The organism is Geodermatophilus sp. SYSU D00708, assembly GCF_054050115.1.
In genome coordinates, this window is record NZ_JBJGYS010000023.1 from 36,633 (window position 1) to 60,891 (window position 24,259).

Annotated in this window: 22 protein-coding genes; 12 read left to right on the forward strand and 10 right to left on the reverse strand. The window is 75.7% G+C overall.

Features of this window, described 5'->3' with window-relative positions; all coding sequences use genetic code 11:
* Position 1: 1 nt before the first annotated feature.
* On the reverse strand, positions 2-628 hold the full coding sequence (locus ACI79D_RS18215; RefSeq protein ID WP_456919879.1) for a hypothetical protein: 627 nt from the start codon (positions 626-628) through the stop codon (positions 2-4).
* A 118-nt stretch (positions 629-746) separates the two neighbouring features.
* Between ACI79D_RS18215 and ACI79D_RS18220 the strand changes: the two genes are divergently transcribed.
* Together ACI79D_RS18220 and ACI79D_RS18225 are read left to right on the forward strand one after the other, a co-directional pair.
* On the forward strand, positions 747-1,610 hold the full coding sequence (locus ACI79D_RS18220) for a DUF1206 domain-containing protein (RefSeq protein ID WP_456919880.1): 864 nt from the start codon (positions 747-749) through the stop codon (positions 1,608-1,610).
* A gap of 139 nt (positions 1,611-1,749) precedes the next feature.
* Positions 1,750-2,601 (forward strand): DUF1206 domain-containing protein, encoded by an 852-nt coding sequence (locus ACI79D_RS18225; protein WP_456919881.1) that lies wholly within the window; start codon positions 1,750-1,752, stop codon positions 2,599-2,601.
* Positions 2,602-2,656: 55 nt separating this feature from the next.
* Here the strand turns inward: ACI79D_RS18225 and ACI79D_RS18230 are convergent, their stop codons facing one another.
* Both ACI79D_RS18230 and ACI79D_RS18235 read right to left on the reverse strand, forming a co-directional pair.
* Positions 2,657-3,868 carry an acetyl-CoA C-acetyltransferase gene (locus ACI79D_RS18230; protein ID WP_456919882.1) on the reverse strand — a complete coding sequence of 404 codons (1,212 nt, stop codon included), beginning with the start codon at positions 3,866-3,868 and terminating at the stop codon, positions 2,657-2,659.
* Positions 3,869-3,997: 129 nt separating this feature from the next.
* A complete protein-coding gene (locus tag ACI79D_RS18235; RefSeq protein WP_456919883.1) occupies positions 3,998-4,366 on the reverse strand; it encodes an STAS domain-containing protein in 369 nt (122 codons plus the stop codon).
* A 214-nt stretch (positions 4,367-4,580) separates the two neighbouring features.
* Here ACI79D_RS18235 and ACI79D_RS18240 point away from each other — a divergent pair, with 214 nt between their 5' ends.
* Both ACI79D_RS18240 and ACI79D_RS18245 read left to right on the forward strand, forming a co-directional pair.
* Complete coding sequence (locus tag ACI79D_RS18240; RefSeq protein WP_456919884.1) at positions 4,581-4,871, forward strand: hypothetical protein; 291 nt, start codon at positions 4,581-4,583, stop codon at positions 4,869-4,871.
* Positions 4,872-5,086: 215 nt separating this feature from the next.
* On the forward strand, positions 5,087-5,452 hold the full coding sequence (locus ACI79D_RS18245; protein WP_456919885.1) for a hypothetical protein: 366 nt from the start codon (positions 5,087-5,089) through the stop codon (positions 5,450-5,452).
* Positions 5,453-5,485: 33 nt separating this feature from the next.
* On the opposite strand, the gene ACI79D_RS18250 is transcribed toward ACI79D_RS18245, so the two are convergent.
* Positions 5,486-8,506 carry a sacsin N-terminal ATP-binding-like domain-containing protein gene (locus tag ACI79D_RS18250; protein WP_456919886.1) on the reverse strand — a complete coding sequence of 1,007 codons (3,021 nt, stop codon included), beginning with the start codon at positions 8,504-8,506 and terminating at the stop codon, positions 5,486-5,488.
* 57 nt (positions 8,507-8,563) lie between these two features.
* Here ACI79D_RS18250 and ppk2 point away from each other — a divergent pair, with 57 nt between their 5' ends.
* The 4 genes from ppk2 (at position 8,564) to ACI79D_RS18270 (ending at position 12,999) form a co-directional block, all read left to right on the forward strand.
* A complete protein-coding gene (gene ppk2 / locus ACI79D_RS18255) occupies positions 8,564-9,496 on the forward strand; it encodes a polyphosphate kinase 2 (RefSeq protein WP_456919887.1) in 933 nt (310 codons plus the stop codon).
* A 67-nt stretch (positions 9,497-9,563) separates the two neighbouring features.
* A complete protein-coding gene (locus ACI79D_RS18260; protein WP_456919888.1) occupies positions 9,564-10,304 on the forward strand; it encodes an SDR family NAD(P)-dependent oxidoreductase in 741 nt (246 codons plus the stop codon).
* Positions 10,305-10,432: 128 nt separating this feature from the next.
* Entirely contained in the window at positions 10,433-11,407 is a 975-nt protein-coding gene (locus ACI79D_RS18265) for an ABC transporter substrate-binding protein (RefSeq protein WP_456919889.1), read from the forward strand.
* A complete protein-coding gene (locus ACI79D_RS18270; RefSeq protein WP_456919890.1) occupies positions 11,404-12,999 on the forward strand; it encodes an FAD-dependent monooxygenase in 1,596 nt (531 codons plus the stop codon). The genes ACI79D_RS18265 and ACI79D_RS18270 overlap by 4 nt, the downstream gene beginning before the upstream one ends.
* A gap of 79 nt (positions 13,000-13,078) precedes the next feature.
* On the opposite strand, the gene ACI79D_RS18275 is transcribed toward ACI79D_RS18270, so the two are convergent.
* The 5 genes from ACI79D_RS18275 to ACI79D_RS18295 form a co-directional block, all read right to left on the reverse strand.
* Positions 13,079-13,546 carry a MaoC family dehydratase gene (locus ACI79D_RS18275; RefSeq protein ID WP_456919891.1) on the reverse strand — a complete coding sequence of 156 codons (468 nt, stop codon included), beginning with the start codon at positions 13,544-13,546 and terminating at the stop codon, positions 13,079-13,081.
* Between the two features lie 33 nt (positions 13,547-13,579).
* Positions 13,580-15,193 carry an AMP-binding protein gene (locus ACI79D_RS18280; RefSeq protein ID WP_456919892.1) on the reverse strand — a complete coding sequence of 538 codons (1,614 nt, stop codon included), beginning with the start codon at positions 15,191-15,193 and terminating at the stop codon, positions 13,580-13,582.
* The gene (locus tag ACI79D_RS18285) at positions 15,190-16,071 is read right to left on the reverse strand and encodes an amidohydrolase family protein (protein WP_456919893.1); all 882 of its coding nucleotides are present in this window, start codon (positions 16,069-16,071) and stop codon (positions 15,190-15,192) included. Before ACI79D_RS18285 ends, ACI79D_RS18280 begins: the two co-directional genes overlap by 4 nt.
* 8 nt (positions 16,072-16,079) lie before the next feature.
* Complete coding sequence (locus ACI79D_RS18290; protein WP_456919894.1) at positions 16,080-16,991, reverse strand: SDR family NAD(P)-dependent oxidoreductase; 912 nt, start codon at positions 16,989-16,991, stop codon at positions 16,080-16,082.
* A gap of 140 nt (positions 16,992-17,131) precedes the next feature.
* Positions 17,132-18,022: a PaaX family transcriptional regulator gene (locus ACI79D_RS18295; RefSeq protein WP_456919895.1), complete on the reverse strand. Its 891-nt coding sequence runs from the start codon at positions 18,020-18,022 to the stop codon at positions 17,132-17,134.
* 131 nt (positions 18,023-18,153) lie between these two features.
* Here ACI79D_RS18295 and ACI79D_RS18300 point away from each other — a divergent pair, with 131 nt between their 5' ends.
* The 4 genes from ACI79D_RS18300 (at position 18,154) to ACI79D_RS18315 (ending at position 22,872) form a co-directional block, all read left to right on the forward strand.
* Complete coding sequence (locus tag ACI79D_RS18300; RefSeq protein ID WP_456919896.1) at positions 18,154-19,665, forward strand: aldehyde dehydrogenase family protein; 1,512 nt, start codon at positions 18,154-18,156, stop codon at positions 19,663-19,665.
* Positions 19,662-21,287, forward strand: coding sequence for a GMC family oxidoreductase (locus tag ACI79D_RS18305; RefSeq protein ID WP_456919897.1), 1,626 nt, complete (start codon positions 19,662-19,664; stop codon positions 21,285-21,287). The genes ACI79D_RS18300 and ACI79D_RS18305 overlap by 4 nt, the downstream gene beginning before the upstream one ends.
* A 108-nt stretch (positions 21,288-21,395) precedes the next feature.
* Positions 21,396-22,031: a DUF1326 domain-containing protein gene (locus ACI79D_RS18310; RefSeq protein WP_456919898.1), complete on the forward strand. Its 636-nt coding sequence runs from the start codon at positions 21,396-21,398 to the stop codon at positions 22,029-22,031.
* Between the two features lie 10 nt (positions 22,032-22,041).
* A complete protein-coding gene (locus tag ACI79D_RS18315; RefSeq protein WP_456919899.1) occupies positions 22,042-22,872 on the forward strand; it encodes a DUF2182 domain-containing protein in 831 nt (276 codons plus the stop codon).
* Positions 22,873-22,917: 45 nt separating this feature from the next.
* On the opposite strand, the gene ACI79D_RS18320 is transcribed toward ACI79D_RS18315, so the two are convergent.
* A complete protein-coding gene (locus ACI79D_RS18320; protein ID WP_456919900.1) occupies positions 22,918-24,246 on the reverse strand; it encodes an MFS transporter in 1,329 nt (442 codons plus the stop codon).
* Positions 24,247-24,259 lie beyond the last annotated feature (13 nt).

The following is a 24,259-nucleotide window of genomic DNA, read 5'->3' on the forward strand; positions in this document are numbered from 1 at the left end:
GTCAGCCGAGGGAGCCGCAGCCCCCCGCGCCGCAGGCGCACCCCGCGCAGCCGGCGGGCCGGGCCGGTGCCGGCGGCCGCTGGGCCACCGTGCGCAGGTTGGCGGCGCCGACGAGCAGGAACACCCCGAGCAGGCCGACGGCGAGGGCGGCGACGACGGTGGCGCCGTCCGCGGCCCGGCCCCAGCCGGCGACGACGCCGGTCACGACGAGCAGGCCGGTCACCAGCGCCCACCAGACCAGGGCGGCCGAGCCGCTGCGGCGCGCCGCGCCGCCCCGGCGCAGGAGCACCAGCGCGCCGGCCAGCAACCCGGCCGGGACGCCGGCCAGCAGCACCCAGCCGGAGGCGGACGCCGAGAGCAGCGCCACGACCAGTGCGGCCGGCCCGGCGGCAATGGCGACGGAGGCCGGGCCCCGCGACCGGCGCCCGGCGAGGAGCACCCCACCGCGGACGGCGGCCAGCGCGCCCGCCACACCGAGCAGCAGCCGCGCACCGGCGGCGTCCCAGAACACGGCCACGACGGCCACGACGAGCAGGGCTCCCCCGCCGGCGAGCCACCGCGGCCAGGACCGGCGGGCCTCCTCCGGGGTCGTCCGCTCCGCCGTCAACACCGCTGCGCCGTTCGCCACGGCAGCCAGTGTCCCTCACCGAGGCCCTCCGGCCGCGGCCCGCTCCCGAGCGTCCCGGGCGACCGAGCGCGAGCCGTGTCACGCTGCCCTGCGCAGGAACGCCGATGACGGGGACGGGATGACGACGGAGACCGAGCAGGCGGACGGGGACGCCGTCCCGGTGGTGCAGCGGGCGGCGCGCAGCACCGCCCTGCGGCACGTGGCCCGGCTCGGGCTGGTCGGGTACGCGCTGGTGCACCTCCTCGTCGCATGGCTGGCCCTGCAGCTGGCCTGGCACGCCGGGCGGTCCCGCGGCGCCGGCGACCCCGTCGACCAGAGCGGGGCGATGGCGCTGCTCGCGGAGTCACCGGTCGGCCGGGGACTGCTGTGGGCCCTCACGGTCGGCCTGGCCGGCCTGTGCGCGTGGCAGGCGGTGGAGGTGCTGCGGCACCGCACCACGCCGCCCGACCCGGGGCCGGAGCGTCGTGCCGCCCTGGTGCAGCTCGGCAAGACCCTCGGCACCGCGGTGGTCTACGGCTTCCTCGCCGTCTCGGCCGCCCGCACGGCCCTCGGCGACGGGCAGCGGCCGGAGGAGGGTGCGCGGGCGGTGCGCGGCGTCCTGTCCTGGCCCGGCGGCCAGGCGCTGGTCGTCGCCGCCGGCCTGGTCGTCATCGGGATCGGCGCCTACCAGGTCCGCAAGGGGCTGCGCTCGGACTTCCTCGGCGAGATCGACCTCAGCACCGTCTCCCCCGCCCTGTGCACGCTCACGCACCGGTTCAGCCAGGTCGGCTTCGTCCTGAAGGGCGTGGCCTTCGTGCTGGTCGGCGCGGTGGTCGCGTGGGCGGCGGCCACCTTCGACCCCGCCGCGGCGACCGGTCTGGACGGCGCGCTGCGGACCGTCGCCGCCGAGCCGTACGGGGCCTGGGTGCTCACCGTCCTCGCGGCGGGGCTGGCCTCGTTCGCGGTGTACTGCCTGGCCCGCGCCCGGCACCCCCTCGGCTGACTCGGGGCCGTGGTGCCGGTCGCCGGCCACCTGCTCGCACAGCCGCGCCGCCGGACGCGTCGCCGTCCCGACCGGCGGCGCGGCCGCTCCTGTGCCACGCTGGGCTTTCCCACCACGTGGGACGACGGGAGGAGTCGGGATGAGCAGCGGGCGCGGGTCCGTCGGGTCGGCCGCGGGCGCCGCGGGCCGGGTCGGCAACAGCGACGCACTGGAGCACCTGGCCCGGGTCGGGCTGATCGCCTACGGCGTCGTCCACGTGCTGCTCGCGTGGCTGGCGCTGCAACTGGCCTGGGGCGGCGGCGGGCAGGAGGCCTCCCAGTCCGGTGCCATGGCCACCCTCTCCGAGTCGCCGGTCGGGAAGCCGCTGCTGTGGGTGATCGCCCTCGGCATGATCGCGCTGGCCGCCTGGCAGGCGGCGGAGATCCTGCGCTGGCGCAGCGGGCTCTCGGCGTCCGGCGACGCGCGGAAGAAGGCGGTCAAGAAGATCGTCAAGTCGGCGTCGAAGGTCGTCGTCTACCTCGCGCTGGCGGTGCTCGCGCTGCGCTTCGCCACCGGCGGCGGGCAGTCCAGTGCCGGGCAGCAACAGCAGCAGACCGCCGGCGTCTTCGGGTGGCCCGGCGGCCGCTGGCTGGTCGGCATCGTCGGCCTCGTGGTGGTCGGCGTCGGCGTCTACCACGTCTACAAGGGCCTCTCGAAGCGCTTCCTCAAGCAGATCGACCTCACGCAGGCACCGCCGAAGACGAAGGCCCTGGTCGAGAAGCTGGGGATGGTGGGCTTCCCGGCGAAGGGGGTCGCGCTGGGCCTGGTCGGCGCGCTGCTGGTCTACGCCGCGGTCACCTTCGACCCGTCCAAGGCCGGCGGTCTCGACGGCGCCCTGCGGACCATCCTCGACGCGCCCTTCGGCCAGTGGCTGCTCACGCTGGTCGCGCTCGGCATCGCCGCGTTCGGCGCGTTTTGCTTCGTCCGCGCCCGCTACCCCGAGCGCACCTGAGAGGCGACCCCGTCGTCCCCACCGCTGGCCGGGGTGGGGACGACGGGGTCGTTGCTCACACGCGCTCGAACAGTGCGGCGAGGCCCTGCCCGCCGCCGATGCACATGGTCTCCAGGCCGTACCGGGCGCCCCGGCGGGCCATCTCGCGGGTGAGCGTGGCCAGGATGCGGCCGCCGGTGGCGCCCACCGGGTGGCCCAGCGAGATGCCCGAGCCGTTGACGTTCATCCGGTCGAAGTCGCTGGGCGTGAAGCCCCACTCGCGGGTCACCGCGAGCACCTGGGACGCGAAGGCCTCGTTGAGCTCGATCAGGTCGACGTCCTTGAGCGCGACCCCGGCCAGGTCCAGGGCCTTGGCCGTCGCCGGCACCGGGCCGATGCCCATCGTCTTCGGCGGGACGCCGCCCACGCCCCACGACACCAGCCGGGCCAGCGGCCGCAGCCCCAGCTCGGCGGCCTTCTCCGGGGAGGTGACCACGCAGACCGCGGCGCCGTCGTTCTGGCCGCTGGCGTTGCCGGCGGTGACCGTGGCCTCGGGGTCGTCCTTGCCCAGGATCGGCCGGAGCTTGGCCAGGGTCTCCACGCTCGAGTCGGGACGGATGTGCTCGTCGCGGTCGACGACGGTCTCGCTCTTCCGGCTCTTGACGGTCACCGGGACGATCTCGTCGGCGAACCGCCCCTCCTCCGTCGCGGCCGCGGCGCGCTGGTGGCTGCGGACGGCGTACTCGTCCTGCTCCTCGCGCGAGATCTTGTACTCCCGGCGCACGTTCTCCGCCGTCTCGAGCATGCCGCCGGGCACCGGGTGGTTCTGGCCGCCGGCGGTGACCCGGCCGCGGGCCAGCCCGTCCTGGAGCATCACGCCGGGCCCGGCCTTGACGCCCCAGCGCATGGCGGTCGTGTAGAAGGGCGCGTTGCTCATCGACTCCGCGCCGCCGGCGAGGACGACGTCGGAGGCGCCCGACTGGACCTGCATCGCGGCGTAGACCACCGCCTGCAGGCCCGAGCCGCAGCGCCGGTCGATCTGCAGACCGCTCGCGGTGACCGGCAGGCCGGCGTCCAGGGCGGCCACCCGGCCGAGCGCGGGGGCGTCCATCGTCGGGTAGCAGTGGCCGAGCAGGACGTCGTCCACCGACTCCGGCGGCAGCCCGGTGCGCTCCATCACCGCGCGGATGACCGTCGCGGCCAGGTCCTGCACGGGTACGTCGCGGAGTGAGCCGCCGAAGCCGCCCACAGGGGTCCGCAGGGGCTCGCAGATGACCGCATCACGCACGGGGGTCCTCCTCGTCAGTCCACGTCAGCGCACACGAGTGTGCGCCAGCCGGGCCGCCGTGACCGCAGCGGCCTCCCGCTGACCGGAAGCCCGGCCCAGGTCAGGACGGGGAGGACGGCGTCGAGGGACTCAGGCGGCGCTGCCGGCTCCGGGCTCGACCTGCTCCACGGCCAGCAGCTCCCACAGGCCGGTGATCTGGAGGGGGCGCGTGACGGCCCGGTTGGAGGCCAGGACGCGCAGCCGGACGCCGTCCTCCTCGGCGCGGCGGTGCGCGGCGGCGAGCACGCACAGTCCGGCGGAGTCGAGGAAGGTCACCGCGTCGAGGTCGATGGTGATCTCCCGCGCGCCCGCGGCGAAGGCCTCGTCGACGGTGGTGCGCAGGGACGGCGCGGACGAGGAGTCGACCTCGCCGCTGACGGTGAGACGGACCGAGGTGTCGGTGGCGGCCACGCCGACGGAGATCAGCTCATCGCCGGGTGGGATCTGGGTAGCGGTCACGGTTGCGCCTCTCGAGGAGAGCGAACCCGTCCGAGGCCCTCGGCAGCGGGGCCGAGGTGCGGCGAGGAGTCCGGCACTGGGTGCGACGGCTGACTGTTGAACCGCTACCCCCGACGGTAGGGACCCGACGGCCCGGAAGCAAGGGCCCCCGGCCGCGACGACCACGGTGTGCCCGGGACCGGGCACGCTCCGCGACGCAGGGATACTGGGAGACGTGTCCAAGCGGCTGGTGGTGTGGGGCGGGATCTGGCTGGCCGTGACAGTCGTGGCCTTCCTGACGCTGGACCCGATCCTCGCCGCCTTCGTCGCGATCCTGGGCCTGTCGCTGTGGGGGGTGGCCCTGCTCGCCTCCGACTGGGAGCGGCACCCCTCCTTCGAGCAGCGGGAGCTCGTCCGGTCCCGTCGTCGCGCCGAGCACCGGGAGAAGGGCAAGGAGGCGCGGGCCCGCGACCGCGCCCGCTGGGAGGCCCACCAACAGCGCAAGGCCCGCCGCTCGCAGAGCTGAGCCCGGGAAGGCCCCAGGCGGGCCCCGGGCGAAAACCGGTCGACGCCGCGGAACGGCGTCCCTACCGTCGTCGGCATGCGGTCCTGAGTGCGCCTGAGCGTCCCCCTGCCGCGGGTCGAGCCGCTGCTCCCCGCCGTCCGCGCCCCGTCCCGACCGGGGCGCCGCCCGTCCCCTCTCCCGGCTGCGCCCAGCCCTGCCCTCCTCCGGAGGCCCCCGTGTCACGACCCTCCCGCCCGCTGGACGGCACGCCCGCCGCCGCCCGCGCCGCCCTGCCCGATCCGGAGGCGGCCGCCTTCGACCGCCTCACGCACGCCGTCCTCGCCAAGCCGGGCGCCGCACTCGGCGCGGTGCTGCGTGCCCAGCTGCCCGGCACCGAGGGCGTCCGCTGGCTGCACTCGGTGGGCCTGCCGCCCACCGCCCGGGCGGCCGACCTCACCGCCGAGCAGTGGCTGTCGCTGTACCGCTGCTGGAGCAGCACCGGGGCCGTCCCGGTGGCGGGCGTCCCCGGCGGCCGCGCCGGCCGGCCGTCGGCGCACGGCCACGCTCCCGGCGCGCACGCGATCCCGCGCTGGGGCGCCTGAGAGACCCGCTACCGAGGGAGGCGCGGTCGGCTGTCAGTTGCCGACCGCGTCCTCGGCGGCGAGGTCCGCCGCCCGGTCGGGGTGGGCGAACGCCTCGGCCAGCGCCTGGCGCAGCGACCAGGCGCCCGCCCGCCAGGCCAGCGCCCGGCCGAGCGCCGCGGGCGTGCCGTCGACGTGGTCGGCGTCCTCGCCCGGCCACCAGGGCACCGTCCGGCCTCCGGCCCGCAGCGGCTCGTGGACGGCGACCTCCCCGGCCAGCTCGGCTGCCCCGAGCCGGGCCGCGGCCAGGCGCGCCCCCGGGACGTCGGCCCACCGCAGCCGCCGCGCGGGGCGGCTGTCCACCCGCGCCCGCACCACCTCCGAGGCCAGCGGCAGGTCCAGCAGGTCGGCCACCGGGCCCGGCGCTCCCCCGGCCGGGACGAGTGCGCGGTCGACCAGTGGCTGCAACCAGGGTGCGTCCAGGACGACGGCCTCCTCGGCGGGCACCACGCGGTCGGTCGCCACGCGCACCCGGTCCGGCGGTTCGACGTCCACCCCGTCCAGCGCCCGGGCCAGCCGCGCGTGGACCGTGCGCAGCGTCGCCGGCGGCACCGTGCGCCGCGGGTCGCCGAGCCGGTCGAGGAGGTCGAGTGCGCTGTCGACGTCGGCCAGCACGTCGGCCACGGTCGCCGGCGGGCGCAGCAGGTCGAGCAGGACCGGGTCGGCCCGCGCCGGTTCGTACAGTCCCTGCAACTCCGCGCCGTCGGGGTGCCGCAGCCGGTCCGGACGGCGGCCGTCGAGCACCGGGTGGCTGCCCAGCCACCAGCGCAGGTAGCCCGGCACCGCCACCCCGTCGAGCAGCACGTCCGCCCACGCCGCGGCGGGCAGCCCGGCCAGCAGCCGCAGCGCGCCGGGCCAGTCGACGACCAGCTCGAGGTCGCGGACGGCGGTCACCGCGGGCCATCGCGGGGGCGGTGCGCCGGGCGGCAGCCGGTCGAGCACCGCGTCGGCCCAGTCCGCGGCGCCGTCGACGTCGAGGTCGTCGGGGTCCTCCGCCGTGGTGAGCGCGAACCCGTCCAGCACACCGACCGCCCGCAGCACGGCGGGGTCGGCGTCCACCGCGGGGTCGAGCAGGCCCAGCGCCCCCGGCTCGAGCACGGCGGCGAACGGCGAGCCGGACAGCACCAGCTCACCGGCCGGCGCCCACCCGCCGTCGGCGTCGGGCAGGGCCAGCTCGGCCAGCCACGGCAGCTCGCCGGGCGCGGTGCCGGCCGCGGCGACGAGGGCGAGCACCGCCGCGGCCAGCGCCTCGGGCCCGGCGCCGTCGTCCCAGCCGTCCTCCACCGCGTCCACCGAGCGCTCGACCGCCGCGCGCACCTCGGGGTCGGCCAGCACGCCCGCCGCCGTCGCGGGCCGGGCGCCCAATCGCTCCAGCAGCCGCCGGGCCGCGGGCGGGGCGACGGCCGCGGGCTCGGCCACCCGGAGGCCCAGCGGGCCGAGCCGCTGCACCGGCAGGCCGGCGTCGGGCAGCAGCACCCCGGCCGGGCCGTGCGCGGTGCGGCCGTCGGCCAGCGGCACCGGCAGCGCGGCCATCTCCTCGCGGTCGGCGCCGTCCAGGGCGGCGTACAGCCGGGCCCACCACGACGCCGGGCGGTCGACCCCGCGCACCGCCTCCACCGCCTCGGCCGTGCCCACCCGCCGTACGCCCAGCGCGGCGAGGGCGGGGACGTCGCTCCGCCGGGACCAGTCCGCCGGCAGCAGCCCGGGCACCACGCCGGCGAGCGCCGCGACCCGCTCGTCGGTCGCCTCGGCCAGCACCGCGGCGCGACCGGGCGGCTGCCGCTCACGCTCCGCCCCGGCGACCGGCAGCCAGGCGGTGGCGCGCAGCCGGTCGAGGGCGGCGGTGCCCAGCGCGGCGTCGAGCTCCGCGCCGGCCAGCCCGATGCGGGGCACCAGCGCGAGCACCGCCGCGTCCGGCGGCAGGCCCGCGAGCAGGTCCGCGTAGGCGTCGGCGGCGACGTCGACCAGCGCGTCGGTGACCGGGCCGGGCAGCACGTGCCGGCGGTCGGGGCCCAGCGGGAAGGGCGCGACCAGCCGGGCGGGCAGGGTGAGCGGCTCGTCGCCGGGGGTCGGCGCGTGCACCCGCTGCGGCAGCGGCAGCGGCACCGGGCGCCCGTCGCCGTCCAGCGGCACCGCCCAGGTCACCGCGTAGCCGCGCCGTCCGCGCTCCTCCACCGGCCGGTCGGCGACCAGCTCGGCCGGCAGCTCGCCGGTGCGCCGCGCCAGCCGCCAGGTCGTCGTCCGGGCGCCGTCGGTGAGGTCGGCCTCGGAGTCGCGGTGCCGGACGGCGAGGGACCGGACCGCGCCGTCGAGGACGACGTCGACCGCCGCGAGTCCGGGCAGCGCCAGCAGCAGCTCGGCCTCGAGCTCCTCGAGCGCGGCGCGGACGGCGGCCCGCGTCCCGGCGCGCAGCGGCAGCACCACCTCGGTGGCGAACCCCTCGGGCGGGCCGCCGTCGGCCGGCCAGGGCAGCCGCAGCACCGGCACCCCGCCCTCGCGGCGGGTCAGCTCCTCGGCCAGCGCGGGGACGGCGGCGACCTCGGCGCGGGTGCGCGCGGCGCTGAACGACACCCCGCCGGAGGTGGACAGCAGCGCCGGCTCGTCGCTGACGGCCAGCACCGCGGCGAAGCCGACCCCGAACCTGCCGATCGTCTGCACCGGCGGCCCGCCCTCGACCACGGAGCGGCCGACGGTGTCGCCCTCGTCGCGCTTGGCCGAGGCGCGCAGCGTGGCCAGCGCCGAGACGCCGGCCGCGTCCAGCGGCGCCCCGGTGTTGGCCGCGCGCAGCACGTCTCCCCCGTCGCCGTCGAGCTCCAGCCGCAGCCGCCCGGGCACCCCCGCCCGCAGCGCGGCGTCGGCGGCGTTCTGGGCCAGCTCGACCAGCAGCCGGTCGCGGTAGCCGCCGCGGACGAGGTCCTCCTCCGCGTTGGCGTCCTCGCGGAAGCGGGCCGGGGAGTCGGCCCAGGCGGCGAGCACCCGCCGCCGCAGCTCCGCGGTCTCGAAGGGGTCGGACACGCCGGTCAGCATGGCAGCGGGGCATGGCTGCGGCCTGCCCGTGGGTACACCGTGCCCGTGAGCGAGATCGACGTCTCCCGGTACCGGTTGCAGGCCCTCCCCGGGGACGACTCCGACGAGGACTGGGACGACGACGGCGAGCTCTTCGGCCCCGACGGGCAGCGGGTGGAGACCTGGCGCGAGGACTACCCGTACGACGAGAAGCTCCCGCGGCGGGAGTACGAGCGGGAGAAGCGCCGCCTGCAGATCCAGCTGCTGCGGCTGCAGGGCTGGGTCAAGGACACCGGGCAGAAGCTCGTCGTCCTCTTCGAGGGCCGGGACGCCGCCGGCAAGGGCGGCACCATCAAGCGGTTCACCGAGCACCTCAACCCGCGCGGGGCGTCGGTGGTCGCGCTGGACAAGCCGTCGGAGCGCGAGCAGACCCAGTGGTACTTCCAGCGCTACGTGCAGTACCTGCCGGCGGCCGGCGAGATCGTGCTGTTCGACCGCTCCTGGTACAACCGCGCCGGCGTCGAGCGGGTGATGGGCTACGCCGACCAGGAGCAGTACGAGCAGTTCATGCGGCAGTGCCCGGAGTTCGAGCGGATGCTCGTCGACAGCGGCGTCCACCTGGTCAAGTTCTGGTTCTCGGTGTCCCGGCGCGAGCAGCGCACCCGGTTCATCGTCCGCGCCATCGACCCGGTGCGGCAGTGGAAGCTCTCCCCCACCGACCTCGCCTCGCTGGACAAGTGGGACGACTACACCTCGGCCAAGGAGGCGATGTTCGCCGCGACCGACACCGACGTCGCGCCCTGGACGGTCATCAGGAGCAACGACAAGAAGCGGGCCCGGCTGGAGGCCATGCGCCACGTGCTGTCCCTGCTGCCCTACACGGACAAGGACGAGGCAGCGGTCGGCACGCCCGACCCCAACATCGTCGTGGCGGCGGCCGACGTCCTGGAGTCCGACCGCGAGGCGCTGCAGCGCGAGGACCTCGTACCGGCGAGCTGAGGCCGCTCCGGGAGGATCCTGCCCGGTCACGGGCACCCCGCCCGCCGGAGAGGGAGGAACCCCGCGCATGCCCAGCTCGCCCGGGTCCGGTCGGGACGGCGGGACCACCGCCGTGGTCACGGGAGGCGCGCGCGGCATCGGCCGGGCGCTGGCCGAGCGGCTGTCCGCCGACGGCCACCGGGTCACCGTCCTCGACGTCCTGGCGCCCGAGGACGGCGCGACGAGCGACTTCCTCGCCTGCGACGTCAGCGAGCCCGACCAGCTGGAGACGGCCATGGCCACGGTCGCCGGGCGCACCGGCGGCATCGACGTCCTGGTCAACAACGCGGGGCTGATCTCGCCCCGCCGGCCCTACCTGGAGTCCGGCAAGGACGAGTTGCTGCGCTACCTCACGGTCAACGCCGTCGGCTGCGCGCTGGCCACCCAGGCGGCACACCCGTGGCTGGTGGCCAGCGACCGCGGCTGCGTGGTGAACGTGGCCTCGCGGACCTTCTTCACCGGCAGCCCCGGCCAGCTGGCGTACGTGGCGAGCAAGGGCGCGGTCATCGGGATGACCCGGGTGCTCGCCCGTGAGCTCGGGCCGCACGAGGTGACGGTCAACGCGGTGATGCCCGGGCAGGTCGCCACCCCCGGCACCGAGCAGTACAACACCGAGGAGGACTTCGACCGCACGATGGCGCAGCAGGCCATCCGCCGCCGGGTCCGGCCCGAGGACCTCGCCGGCCTGGTCTCGTACCTCTGCGGCCCGGACGCCCGCATGGTCACCGGCCAGACCCTCATCTGCGACGGCGGCGGCCACCTGCACTGACCCCCGACTGTTCGACGCTGCGGAACTTCTCCCGACGTGGCGTCCGTGATGCGGAACTCCAGCTACCGTCGAGACCAGTCGGGTGGCGTCGGTCACGGATGTCGCCACCCCGTCCGAGAGGAGACCCCGTGTCCGCCCGGTTCCGTCCCGCCGCCGCCGCGCTCAGCGCAGCGGCGCTGCTCCTCGCCGGATGTGGAGGGGACTCCGAGTCCGCCTCCGCACCCGCCGGCGAGGGCGGCCTCACCACGATCACCGTCGCCGACACCGCCGGCGCCCCGCTGAACTTCCTCACCTACGGCCAGCAGCAGGGCTTCTTCGAGGACGCCGGCCTGGACCTGGAGGTCTCCGCCTCCGCCGGCGGGGCGACCGTGATCCCGCAGCTGCTCGGCGGCGACCTCGACGTCGCCGGCTCCAACATCGTCTCGGTCCTCGTGGCCGCCGAGCAGGGACTGCCGGTGCGCATGGTCGCCGGCGGCACCAGCACGTCGGAGGACCCGGAGCAGGACTTCTCCGCCCTCATGGTGGCCCCCGACAGCACGGTCACCGACATCTCCCAGCTGGAGGGTCAGCGGATCGCGGTCAACACGCTGCGCAACATCAACGACGTCGTCGTCGGCGCGATGCTGGAGAACGCCGGGCTGGCCCCCGACAGCGTCGAGTTCGTCGAGCTGCCCTTCCCCGACATGGCGCCGGCCGTGCTCGGTGGCGACGTCGCCGCCGCCGTGGTCATCGAGCCGTTCGTCACCTCGGCCGAGCAGCAGGGCCTCAAGATCGTGGGGCACCCGTACTCCGAGCTGCGGCCGGGGCTGCAGATCGGCACCTACGTGATGAGCGCCCAGGCGGTGCAGGAGAACCCCGAGGTGGCCGAGGCCTTCCTCCAGGGCGTGCAGGACACCGCCGACGCCATCGAGCAGGACCCGGAGTCGTTCCGCGCGGCGCTGCCCGAGATCAGCGACATCTCCCCCGAGCTGGCCTCGCAGGTGCGGATCAACACCTGGCAGGGCGCCACCGACCGGGAGTCGGTGGAGCTCATCCAGGACCGGATGGTCAGCTACGGCCTGATCGAGGCGCCGGTCGACCTGGACGAGGTCGTCGTCGGATGACCGCGCAGACCGTACAGACCGTGCAGACGCAGGTCGCCATCGTCGGCGGCGGGCCGGTCGGGACCGGGCTGGCCATCGCCCTGGGGCAGCGCGGCATCCGCTGCGCCGTCATCGAGCGCCGGCCCGAGCCGCAGCCGGTGCCCAAGGGCCAGAACCTGACCCAGCGGACCATGGAGCACATGCGGGCCTGGGGCGTCGAGGACCGCGTGCGCGCGGGCCGGCGCATCCCCACCGAGTACGGCATCGGGGGCATGACCGCCTACGGCTCGCTGCTCGGCCCGTACGCCTACGACTGGCACCGCCGGGCCGCCGTCCGCCGCTTCTACGCCGCCGACAACGAGCGCCTCCCCCAGTACGCCACCGAGCAGGCGCTGCGCGAGCGCGTCGCCGAGGTGCCGGGCGTCTCGCTGCACTACGGCTGGAAGGCCGAGGAGGTCACCCAGGACGACGGGGGCGTGCGCATCCGCGCCACCGACGGCTCCGGCGGGGTGCTCGAGGTCGAGGCCGAGTACGCGGTGGGCTGCGACGGCGCCCGGTCGCTGGTCCGCGAGGCGGCCGGCATCCCGCAGACCCGCTCCGACCACGACCAGCTCATGGTGCTGCTCGTCTTCCGCTCCCGGCAGCTCGACGGGCTGCTCGAGCGCTACCGGGGCCGGTCGTACTTCAACGTGCTCAACCCGGAGCTGCAGGGCTACTGGCAGTTCCTCGGCCGCGTCGACGCCACGGAGACCTGGTTCTTCCACGCGCCGGTCGACCGGGCGACCACCGACGCGAACACCGACTTCCGCCCGCTGGTCTTCGGCACGGTCGGCGCGGAGTTCGACATCGAGTTCCAGCACGTCGGTTTCTGGGACCTGCGCTTCGCCCTCGCCGACTCCTACCGCGCCGGCCGGCTGTTCATCGCCGGGGACGCCGCGCACAGCCACCCGCCCTACGGCGGCTTCGGGATCAACACCGGGTTCGAGGACGCCGCGAACCTCGCGTGGAAGCTCCAGGCCGCGCTCGAGGGCTGGGCCGGCGAGCAGCTGCTGGACTCCTACGACGCCGAGCGGCGGCCGGTCTTCGCCTCCACCCGGGACGACTTCATCAACAAGTCCATCGAGGTCGACCGCGACTTCCTCGCCGCGCACGACCCCGAGAAGGACCTCGAGGCCTTCGAGGCCGCCTGGGACGAGCGGGCCTCCGGCTCCCCCGAGGAGGTCGACGCGTTCGAGCCCAACTACGAGGGCTCGCCCGTCGTCGCCGGGGACGGGACCGGGACGCCCAGCGCCCTGGGCCGGCACGAGACGCGGGCCCGGCCCGGGCACCACCTGGCCGCCCAGCCCGAGGGCGCCGACGTCGACCTGTTCGACCACCTGACCGGCGGTGCGTTCGTGCTGCTGCGCGCCGGGACCGGGGGCGAGGAGCTGGTGGCGGCCGCCGAGCGGGCGTCGGTCCCGCTGCGCGTGGTGGACGTCGGCGCCGACGTCCGGGCCGCCTACGGCGCGGACCTGGTGCTGGTGCGCCCCGACCAGTACGTCGCCTGGGTCGGCGACGCCGTCGAGGACGCCGACGGCGTGCTCGCCACGGTCACCGGGCGCGCCGCGGGCTGACCTCGAGCCCCGACGCACGAACGAGCGAGGCCCCCTGACCGACAGGTCAGGGGGCCTCGCTCGTGGAACGGGTGTGCGGTCAGACGAAGTGGCGCAGCACGATCACGGCGACCAGCGCCGGCTTGGCCGAGCCCTCGACCTCGAACGTGGCGGTCTGCAACACCTGGATGACGCCCTCACCGACCTCGGTCACCGAGTCGATGACGGCCTTGGCGCGCAGCTTGGCGCCGACCGGGACCGGCGACGGGAAGCGGACCTTCTCGGTGCCGTAGTTCACGGTCAGCTTGAAGCCGGTGTACTCCATCAGCTCCGGCGCCAGCCGCGGCCACAGCGACAGCGTCAGGTAGCCGTGGGCGATCGGGCCGCCGAAGGGGCTCTCCTTCTTGGCCCGCTCGACGTCGACGTGGATCCACTGGTGGTCGCCGGTCGCGTCGGCGAACTGGTTGACCATCTCCTGGGTGATCTCCACCCAGTCGGTCGGGCCGAGCTCCTGGCCGACCAGGCTCTTGACGCCCTCGACGCCGTCGACGGTGATGGGGGTGGCCATGGGTCCTCCTCGTGTTGGGACTGGTTGTCCGGTCTAGCCGGCGGACCCGGCGACGCGCCGGGCCCAGGTCAGGTCTGCCTTGCCCGAGGGGCTGCGCTTCAACTCGTCGACGACGACCAGTTCGCGGGGCCGCTTGTGGTCGGCCAGCCGCTCCCCGACGTAGGCGCGGGCCTCCTCGCTGGTGAGCTGCGCCCCGGGCTGCAGGGCCACGACGGCGACGATCCGCGACCCCCAGCGGGGATCGGGCGCGCCGACGACCATGGCGTCCCGGACGGCGGGGTGGGTGAGCAGCAACTGCTCGACCTCCTCGGCGAACACCTTCTCGCCGCCGGTGTTGATCACCCGGCTGCCGCGGCCGTGGAAGACGACGGTGCCGTCGGCCTCGAGGCTGGCCATGTCGCCGGGGACGACCCACCGCCGCCCGCCGATCTCGCGGAAGGTGCCCGCGGTCGCCGCGTCGTCCCCCTGGTAGCGGATGTGCTGGTCCACCGGCGCGGCCAGCAGCCCGATCTCGCCCGAGCCCGGCTCGACCGGCCGCCCCGCGTCGTCGATGACCGCCGCACCCGGGAAGAGCCGGAAGCGGGCGGTCTCGGTCGGCTCGCCGCGCCGCGTCTCGACGACGGCGTAGGGACCGCCCTCCGAGGAGGCGACCAGGTCGCGACAGACCATGTCGGCGTGCCGGAGCAGCCGCTCCTTGACGTCGGCGCTCCAGGTCACGCCGACGCTGATCATCCGCTCCAGGCTGGACAGGTCGTAGGGCCGGCCGGCCGCCTCGGCGGCGTCGAGCGCGTCGGCCAGCGGCCGGGCGAAGACGTCGCCGACGATCGACACGGTGTCCACCCGCTCCCGCTGCACCGTGGCCGCCAGCTCGTCGGGGTCGTAGGACCGCGACGGCAGGTAGACGACCCGGCCGCCGGCCAGCAGCGCGCCGAAGGTGGTGTACATGCCGGTCGCGTGCATCAGCGGCGGCGCCGGCAGGCAGACCATCGCGTCCCGGTCCAGACCGAGCCGCTCCAGCGTGGCCCGCAGCTCCTCGAGGGTCTGCGGGAACGGCTCCCCGAGCAGAAGGAACCCGTTGGCGCTGCAGGTGCCGAACAGCCCGGAGTGCCGGGAGAGCACGCCCTTGGGCCGGCCGGTCGTGCCGCCGGTGTACATCAGCCAGAGGTCGTTGCCGCGCTCGATGCGCGGCGCCGGCTCCGCGCCGGCCACCGCCCGCTCGTAGTCGTCGGCCCACTCCGGGACGTCGTCCGCCCCGCCCACCTGCACCAGGGCACGCAGCCGCGGCAGGGCCGGGCGGGCCTCGCCGAACCGCTCGGCCAGCGAGGCGTCGAAGACGACCGCCTCGGCCCCGGCGTCCTCGAGCAGCGCGACGATCTCGTCCCGCCGGTACCGGTAGTTGACGTTCAGCGGCACCGCGCGCAGCTTGAGGATCGCGTAGACGCTCTCCAGGTACTCGATGCCGTTGTAGAGCGCGACCGCCACCCGGGACTCCGGGCCGATCCCCCGGGCGGCGAGGTGCCCGGCGAGGCGGGCGGCCCGCTCGTCGAGCTCGGCCCAGGTGCGGGTGCGCTCCCCGTGGCTGACCGCCAGCCGGTCGCGACGGAGGTCCCCGACCGTCTCCAGGACGGTCGCGAAGCTCTCGTTCACGCCCCGGACCCGTCCAGCCCGAACAGCCGGGCGGCGTTCTCCTTGAGGATCTTCGGCCGCACCTCGTCCTTGATCGCGATGCCGTCGAAGTCCTTCATCCACCGCTCGGGGGTGATGACCGGGAAGTCCGACCCGAAGAGCACCTTGTTCTTCAGCAGCGAGTTGGCGTACTGCACCAGCTGCGGCGGGAAGTACTTCGGCGACCAGCCGGACAGGTCGATGTAGACCTGCGGCTTGTGCGTGGCCACCGACAGCGCCTCGTCCTGCCAGGGGAAGGACGGGTGGGCCAGGATGATCTTCATGTCCGGGAAGTCGACGGCCACGTCGTCGACGTGCATCGGGTTGGAGTACTTCAGCCGGATGCCGCCGCCGGCGCGCTGACCGGCACCGACGCCGGTCTGGCCGGTGTGGAACAGCGCGACCAGGTTGTGCTCGGCGATGACCTCGTAGAGCGGGTAGGCCATCCGGTCGTTCGGGAAGAACGCCTGGGTGTTCGGGTGGAACTTGAAGCCCTTGACCCCGTACTCGGTGACCAGCTTCCGGGCCGCCCGGACGCCGGCCGCGCCGCGGGCCGGGTCGATGCTGCCGAAGGGGATGATGACGTCGCTGTGCTCGGCGGCGAGCTCGGCGACCTCCTCGTTGGTCGGCACCGGCTCCTCGCCGGTCTGCGAGACGCTGTCCACGCCGAAGGCGACCGCGGCCATCTTGCGCTCGCGGTAGTAGTCGGCCAGCTCCGGCAGCGAGTACTGCGGCATCTTCCCGATGCCGAAGTACTCCCCCATGTCCTCGGCGTCCGCGGTGTGCGCGGCGCCGTGGACGGACTTGTGCACGTGGGTGTGCACGTCGATGGCGACGATGCCGTCCAGGTCGATCCCCATGCCGGTCGTCACTTCCCCTCGGGGACGCCGGGGATGGTGTCCGGCTTGAAGGCCTGCAGGTGCGGCGCGAACGCGGTCGGGAAGGCCTCGGCGATCGCGTCGGCGGTCCAGCCGCCGTCCCGCAGCTCGGTGACGACCTCGCTCGGGTGCGACCAGATGGAGATGCGGTCGCCGCCGGCGCCGATGGCCTGGCCGGTGACGCCGGCGGCCTCGTCGGAGGCGAGGAAGACCACGAGCCCGGCGACGTCGTCGGGGGTGCCCAGGCCGCTGGCGCGGACCTCGGCGGGGATCGGCTCGCCGCGGTCGGCCTTCTCCACCAGCTCCGCGAAGCCCGGGATGGTGGCGACCATCCGGGTCAGCGCCACCGGGATGACCGCGTTGACCGTGCTGCCGCTGCGCTCGAGCTCGGCGGCCCAGGTGCGCACCAGGCCCACGATGCCGGCCTTGGAGGCGGTGTAGCCGGTCTGCCCGAAGCTGGCCCGCTGGCCGGCCGGGGAGCCGATGAGGATGAGCCGGCCGTTGCCGCCCTGCTCCTTGAACTGCCGGGCGGCGGCGCGGCCGCAGGTGAAGGTGCCGCGCAGGTGGGTCTGCACGACGACGTCGAAGTCGGCGTCCTCCATCTTCAGCAGCGACCGGTCCCGCAGGACGCCGGCGTTGGTGACCATGATGTCGAGCCGGCCGAACTCCTCGACCGCCTTGGCGACGATCGCGTCGGCCGCCTCGGTCGAGCCGATGGCCGAGCCCTCGGCGACCGCGCTGCCGCCCGCGGCCTGGATGGCCTTGACGGTCTCCTCGGCGAGCTCGACGTCGAGGTCGTTGACCACGACGGCGGCACCGGCCGCGGCGAGCGCCTTGGCGTAGGCCTGGCCGAGGCCGCGACCGGCCCCGGTGACGACGGCGACCTTGCCGTTCAGCTGCATGGGAGTCCTCTCGAACGAGTACGGGGATGGGGGGACGTGGCCCGCGCCACGTCGACCACTGCCCGCGAAGTTATTCACTTTCGTGTCGGACGTCAACGCACGTGCGTCGACAACGGACCGCGGCGCGACAGGTCCGCAGGTCAGCGCGGCGCGTCGCCGGCGGGGTCGAGGCGCTCGACCAGCCCCGCGGCGATCGCGGCGGCGCCCGCCTCGTAGCGGGCGCGCAGCCGCAGCGCCACGTGCTCGGCGCGCACGGCGGGCCAGTCGGCCGGCAGGTACTCGATGGGCAGCCCCGGGTCGGCGCGGGCCAGCAGGGTCCACTCCCCGTGCAGCCACACCTGGCGGGCGAGGTCGTCGGGCGCGTCGGGCAGCGGGTCGGGCCGGTCCCACCGCTCGAGGAAGCGCACGTACCCCCGGGCGATGCCCGCCACGTCCCACGCGTCGTCCATGAGGTCGGTGACCTGGCTGGGCGCGGCCACCTGCGCGCGGAAGACCTTCAGCGAGTCGAGAACGTCGACCGTGCGCAGCAGCGCCTCGACGTCGACCCGCCGCGGCGCCACCCACAGGCCGTTCTGCAGCATGCCGAAGCCGGCCCACTGCAGCCGCGAGCGCAGCAGGTGCCGGTCGGCCCGCCGGCTCTCCGGCAGGGAGAAGCCGAGCAGCGTCCACTGCCCGTCCCACGTGCGGTTGACCGGCGACCGCCAGGCCCGCTCACCGCCCTGGGCGAGCTCGGCCCGCGCGCCCGGGGACGGCGAGAGCAGCACCCGCTTGCCCCGCCGGTGCCCCTGCAGCGTCCCGCGGCGGAGCATCCGGCTGACCGTGGAGCGGGCGGCGTGCTCACCGACGCCGGTCCGGGCCAGCACCTCGACCAGCCCCGGCGTCGGGACGGCGACGCCCGGGTCGGTCAGGTGCACGCCGCAGAACATGAGCACGTGGGTCTGCGGGCGCACCTGGGGCGGGCCGGCGTTCCCGAGGACCTCCGCGGCCTCCTCCAGCACCCCGCCACCGGGGAGGGCGTCGGCGGCGGTCACGGCCCCGCGCTCCCCGCCGGCGGTGCGGTCGCGCTCGTCATGGCCGACAACGATACGCAGATCGTTGACGCGCGCCAGAGGTCTGCCTCCGTGGAGGCAGCGCACAGCTCCGCTGGGTAGCGTGCGTGGCCATGTCGCTCGCCGCGCGCCAGGACGTCCCCGCGGGCTCCGGGGCGCCGACCTTCGAGTCCACCGACCCGGCGTCCGGCGCCGTCGTCGGGGTCTTCCCCGTGCAGGACGCCGCGGACGTGCGTGCCGCGGTCGAGCGGGCCGGCACCGCGGCCGCCGCGTGGGCCGGCCTCGGGTTCGACGGCCGCCGCCGGCGGCTGGCCGCCTACCGCGGCTACCTGGCCCGGCGCCTGCACGAGCTGGCCGACCTGGTGCACCGCGAGAACGGCAAGCCGCACGCCGACGCGATCCTCGAGATCAGCCTCGCGATCGACCACCTGGCCTGGGCCGGCGCGCACGCGCGCACGGTCCTGCGCCCGCGGCGGGTCAACCCCGGCCTGCTCGCCGCCAACCACGCCGCGTACCTGGAGTACCAGCCGCTCGGGGTCGTCGGCGTCATCGGTCCGTGGAACTACCCGGTCTTCACGCCGATGGGCTCCATCGCCTACGCGCTGGCGGCCGGCAACGCCGTCGTCTTCAAGCCCTCGGAGCACACCCCCGCGGTCGGCACCTGGCTGGCCGCCGCCTGGCGGGCCGCCGTGCCGGACGCCGCCGACGCCCTCCAGGTCGTCACCGGCGACGGCGGGACCGGCGCGGCGCTGTGCCAGGCAGGCGTCGGCAAGCTCGCGTTCACCGGGTCGGCCCCCACCGGGCGGAGGGTGATGGCCGCCTGCGCCGAGACCCTCACGCCGGTGCTCATGGAGCTCGGCGGCAAGGACGCGATGATCGTCGACGACGACGCCGACGTGGCCGCCGCCGCCGACGCCGCGGTCTGGGGCGCGATGAGCAACGCCGGGCAGACCTGCATCGGCATCGAGCGGGTCTACGCCACCGAGCGCGTCTACGACGCCTTCGTCGCCGAGGTGACCGAGCGCGTGCGCGGCCTGCGCCCGGGGTCGGACGACGCCGCCGACTACGGGCCGATGACCATGCCGTCCCAGGCCGACGTGGTGCGCCGGCACGTGGACGACGCCGTCGCCGCCGGCGGGCGGGTGGTGGCCGGCGGCACCGTGGAGGGCCGGTACGTGGCGCCGACGGTGCTGCTCGACGTCCCGGAGACCTCGGCGGCGGTGCGCGAGGAGACCTTCGGCCCGACGCTCACGGTCACGCGGGTGCGCGACGCCGAGGAGGCGCTGGCGCGCACCAACGCCAACCCGCACGGCCTGGCCGGCGCGGTCTTCTCCCGATCGAAGGAGCGGGCGATGGACCTGGCCCGGCGGATGCGCAGCGGGATGACCTCGGTGAACTCGGTGCTCACCTTCGCCGCGGTGCCCGCGCTGCCCTTCGGCGGCGTCGGCGAGAGCGGCTTCGGCCGCATCCACGGCCCGGACGGGCTCAAGGAGTTCACCCGGGCCAAGGCGATCACCCGGCAGCGGGTGCCGCTCCCCGTCGACCTGATGAGCTTCCGCCGGCCGGCCGCCGCCGCCGACGCGCTGGCCCGGGTCATGGGCCTGGTGCACGGGCGGCACCGGTGACCGTGCAGCAGGACGGCGCCGAGGAGTTCGACGTCGTCGTGGTGGGCGCGGGGTCGGCCGGCTGCGCGCTGGCCGCCCGGCTGACCGAGGACCCGTCTCGGCGGGTGCTGCTGCTCGAGGCCGGCGGCTCCGACGACGCGCTGGAGGTGCAGATCCCGGCGGCGCTGTACAAGAACTGGCGGACCCGGCGGGACTGGAACTACACCACCGAGCCGCAGCCGGCCCTGGACGGCCGGCGGCTGTTCTGGCCGCGGGGCAAGCTCGTCGGCGGGTCCTCGTCGATCAACGCGATGATCTACGTGCGCGGCGGGTCGTGCGACTACGACGAGTGGGCCGCGCTCACCGGCGACGAGTCGTGGTCCTACGAGCACGTGCTGCCGCTGTTCCGGCGGATGGAGGACAACGCCCGCGGCGCCGACCGCTTCCACGGCGTCGGCGGCCCGCTGCGGGTGGAGGACCCGCGCTCGCCGCACCCGTGGTCGCGGGCCGCCGTCCAGGCCGCGATCGCCGCCGGCCACCCGCGCAACGACGACTTCAACGGCGCCACCCAGGAGGGCGCCGGGCTCTACCAGCTCACCCAGCGGCGCGGCCGGCGCTGGTCGGCCGCCGACGCCTACCTGCGGCCCGCGCTGAGCCGCCCCGGCCTCACCGTGCGGACCGGCGCGCTGGCCACCCGGGTGCTGGTCTCCGGCGGGCGGGCCATGGGCGTCGAGTACCGCCGCGGCGGGCGGGTGCACACCGCGCACGCCGCCGCCGAGGTCGTGCTGGCCGGCGGGGCGGTCAACTCACCGCAGCTGCTGCTGCTCTCGGGCATCGGCCCGGGTGCGCACCTGCGCGAGGTCGGCGTCGACGTCGTCCACGACCTGCCCGGCGTGGGGGCCGGCCTGCAGGACCACCCGCTGGTCCCGGTGGTCTGGCACACCCGGTCGGGGCGGTCGCTGTTCCGCGCCGAGTCGCCGTCGGGGTACGCGCAGTGGTTCGCCGCCCGGCGCGGCCCGCTGACGTCCAACCTCGCCGAGGCGGGGCTGTTCACCCGCTCCCGGCCCGACCTGCCCGCCCCGGACCTGCAGTTCCACTTCCTGCCGGTCAAGTACTGGCGGCAGGCGGAGGTCGACCCCGACGTCGACGCCTTCACCGCCGCCGCCGTGCTGGTGCGGGTGCACTCGCGGGGCTCGGTGCGGCTGCGCTCGGCCGACCCGACGTGGGCCCCGGCGATCGACCCCGGCTACCTCACCGACGAGCGCGACCTCGACGCCCTCGCCCGCGGGGTCGAGGTCGCCCGCGAGATCGCCGCGACCGGCCCGCTGTCCGCCGTCCTCGGGGAGGAGTGGTCGCCGGGCGGCACGGTGCACTCCCCCGACCGGCTGCGCCGGGCGGTGCGCGACACCCTCGAGTCGCTGTACCACCCGGTGTCCTCCTGCCGCATGGGCACCGACGACGCCGCGGTGGTCGACGCGCAGCTGCGGGTGCACGGCCTCGACGGGCTGCGGGTGGCCGACGCCTCGGTGATGCCGACGCTGGTGCGGGGCAACACCAACGCCCCGACGATGCTGGTCGCGGAGCGCGCGGCCGACCTGGTCACCGGCCGCACCGTCGACCCCGCCCTCGCCGGCACCGCCTGACCGGCGGCCGGTCCCTGCCCGGCAGGGACCGGCGACCCTGCCCCCGGCGGGCCCGCGGTGCTGCGATGACCGTGCCCGCATCCCTGGCGCGCTAGGGGGAGGACTCCCGTGACCGCGACCGCCGAAGCCACCCAGACCACCACCTACACCCTCGAGGGCCGACTCCTGGAGGTGTGCACGTGCGACGCGATCTGTCCCTGCTGGGTGGGTGAGAACCCCGACGGGGGCGTCTGCGACTCGTCGCTGGCCTGGTACGTCGACTCGGGCACGGTGCGCGGGGTCGACGTGTCCGACCGGGCACTGGCGTCGGTGACCCACATCCCGGGCAACGTCCTGGCCGGCAACTGGCGGGTCGCCCTCTACGTGGACGAGCGCTGCACCGACGAGCAGCAGCAGGCGCTGCTCGACGTGTTCACCGGGCAGCTCGGCGGCCCGATCGCCGACCTCGCCGCGCTGATCGGCGAGGTCGTCTCGGTGCAGAAGGCCCCGCTGACCTTCACCGTGGAGAAGGGCGCGGGCACGCTGCGGATCGGGGACGTCGTCGAGGCCCAGCTCGCGCCGTTCCAGGGCGCCACCGGCCGGACGACGACGCTGAACGAGACGGTGTTCAGCACGATCCCCGGCTCCCCCGCCTTCCCCGGCAAGGCCACCGTCTACCGGCAAGCCGGGCGCATGCTGGGCCGGCCCGACATCGACATCTCCGGCAAGAACGCCATCCAGGGCCACTTCCGCTTCACCGGCTGAGCGGCCCGGCGTGACGACGGCGTCCCGGGCGGCGCCCCCGACGCGCCGGCCGCGCGACCCCGCGCCGCTGCTGTGGGGCGTCGCCGGCGCCTGCTGGGCGGTCACGTTCGCCCTGGTCCTCACCGGGGCGGCCGGGCACGGCCACGCAACGGCGGACGGCGCCGCCCCGTGGGGTGTGCGGGTGGCCGCGGCGCTGGCCGCCTGGACGGTGATGCTCGGCGCGATGATGCTGCCCACGCTGGTGCCGCTGGCCCGCCTGTTCGCGGCGGTCAGCGCGCGGGGGCCGCACCCGCGGGCCGCCCGGACCGGCCTGTACGCCGGCTACCTGGCCACCTGGACCGCCGCCGCGCTGCCGGCGCTCCTCGCCGCCTGGGCGGTGGACCGGCTGGTCACGGCCTGGCCGTGGCTCGCCGCCCGCGACGGGCTGGTCCTCGGCGCGGCACTCCTCCTCGCCGGGGGCTACCAGTTCAGCCGGCTCAAGGACGCCTGCCTGACCACCTGCCGGTCACCGGCGTCCTTCCTCTGGCAGCACTACCGCCGCGGGACCCGGGCCGCGGCGGCCCTCGGCGTCCGGGCCGGGCTGTGGTGCCTGGGCTGCTGCTGGGCGCTGATGCTGCTGCTGACCGCCACCGGCGTCGCCAGCCTCGGCTGGATGCTCGCCCTCACCGCCGTGATGGTCGCCGAGAAGACCGCCCGCTGGGGCGCGCGGCTGGTCCGCCCGGTCGGGTTCGCGCTGCTGCTGTGCGGCGTCGCGGTCTGCTCCTCCGCGCTGTTCTCCCCCGCCGCGCCGGCCTGCCACCACGGGGTCTGCGCGGCACCGCTCATCAGCACCCCACGCTGAGGCCCCGAGGGCAGAAATGGCCATTTCTGCCCTCCGACGGCGGCCTCAGCCGTGCGCCTGGCCGGCCGCCGCCTGGGTGGGCGACGGCGGCAGCCCGACGTCGGACGCCGCCGGGCGGGAGCGCCGGATCGAGATGGACAGCGCCGCGGCCACCAGGCACAGCGCACCGGCGGCGAACCAGGCCAGGTCGTAGGAGCCGGTCACGTCCCGGATGACGCCGCCGCCGAACGCGGCGACCGCCGCCCCGACCTGGTGCGAGGCGAACACCCAGCCGAACACCACCGGCGCCCGCGGCCCGAAGTGCTCCCGGCACAGCGCCAGGGTCGGGGGCACCGTGGCCACCCAGTCCAGGCCGTAGAACACGATGAACGCGATCATGCTGGCGTGCAGGTCCGGCCCGAAGAGGGTCGGCAGCAGGAACAGCGACAGCCCCCGCAGCCCGTAGTAGGCCAGCAGCAGCACCCGCGGGTCGGCCCGGTCGGTGAGCCAGCCCGAGAAGACCGTGCCGGCGATGTCGAAGATGCCGACGACGGCGAGCAGCCCCGCCGCGGTCGTCACCGGCATCCCGTGGTCGTGCGCGGCCGGGATGAAGTGCGGCTGCACCAGCCCGTTGGTGGACAGCCCGCAGATGAAGAACCCGCCGGCGAGCAGCCAGAACGGCCGGGTGCGGGCGCCCTCGACCAGGCCCCGCACCGCCGAGCGGGCGGCGCCGCTGCGCACCGGGACGACGTCGTCGTCCGGCGTCCCGCCGTAGGGGGCCACCCCGAGGTCGCGCGGCCGGTCGCGCATCAGCCATGCCACCAGCGGAACGACGGCCAGCGCCGCCGCCGCCGTCCCGAGCGAGGCCGCCCGCCAGCCCCAGGTCTGCTCGGCCCAGGCGACCAGCGGCAGGAAGACCAGCTGACCGGTCGCGCTGCCCGCGGTGAGGACGCCGGAGACCAGCCCGCGCCGGGCCACGAACCAGCGGCCGGTCACCGTGGCCACCAGCGCCAGCGCCATCGACCCGGTGCCGAGGCCGACCAGCACGCCCCACAGCAGGACCAGCTGCCAGCTGGCGGTCATGAAGACGGTCAGCCCGCTGCCGGTCGCCGTGAGCAGCAGCGCGGCGACGACGACCCGCCGGATGCCGAACCGCTCCATCAGCGCCGCGGCGAAGGGCGCGGTGAGCCCGAACAGGGCCATGTTGACCGCGACGGCGGCCGAGATGGTCGTCACCGACCAGCCGAACTCCGCGCGCAGCGGGTCGATGAGCACCCCCGGCACGGCCCGGAACGCCGCGGCGCCCACCAGCGCCAGGAAGGTCACCGCCGCGACCCACCAGGCGGGGTGGATGCGGTGGGTGGCGGCGGTGCGGGGGTGGTCGGTCGTCGTCACGGCGCCGAGCATG

Bases quoted from the DNA above. Each gene is read 5' to 3' on its own strand.
- ACI79D_RS18220 (WP_456919880.1), top strand. From the start codon at position 747: ATGACGACGGAGACCGAGCAGGCGGACGGGGACGCCGTCCCGGTGGTG.
- ACI79D_RS18225 (WP_456919881.1), top strand. From the start codon at position 1,750: ATGAGCAGCGGGCGCGGGTCCGTCGGGTCGGCCGCGGGCGCCGCGGGC.
- ACI79D_RS18260 (WP_456919888.1), top strand. From the start codon at position 9,564: ATGCCCAGCTCGCCCGGGTCCGGTCGGGACGGCGGGACCACCGCCGTG.
- ACI79D_RS18270 (WP_456919890.1), top strand. From the start codon at position 11,404: ATGACCGCGCAGACCGTACAGACCGTGCAGACGCAGGTCGCCATCGTC.
- ACI79D_RS18275 (WP_456919891.1), bottom strand. From the start codon at position 13,546: ATGGCCACCCCCATCACCGTCGACGGCGTCGAGGGCGTCAAGAGCCTG.
- ACI79D_RS18285 (WP_456919893.1), bottom strand. From the start codon at position 16,071: ATGGGGATCGACCTGGACGGCATCGTCGCCATCGACGTGCACACCCAC.
- ACI79D_RS18290 (WP_456919894.1), bottom strand. From the start codon at position 16,991: ATGCAGCTGAACGGCAAGGTCGCCGTCGTCACCGGGGCCGGTCGCGGC.
- ACI79D_RS18300 (WP_456919896.1), top strand. From the start codon at position 18,154: ATGTCGCTCGCCGCGCGCCAGGACGTCCCCGCGGGCTCCGGGGCGCCG.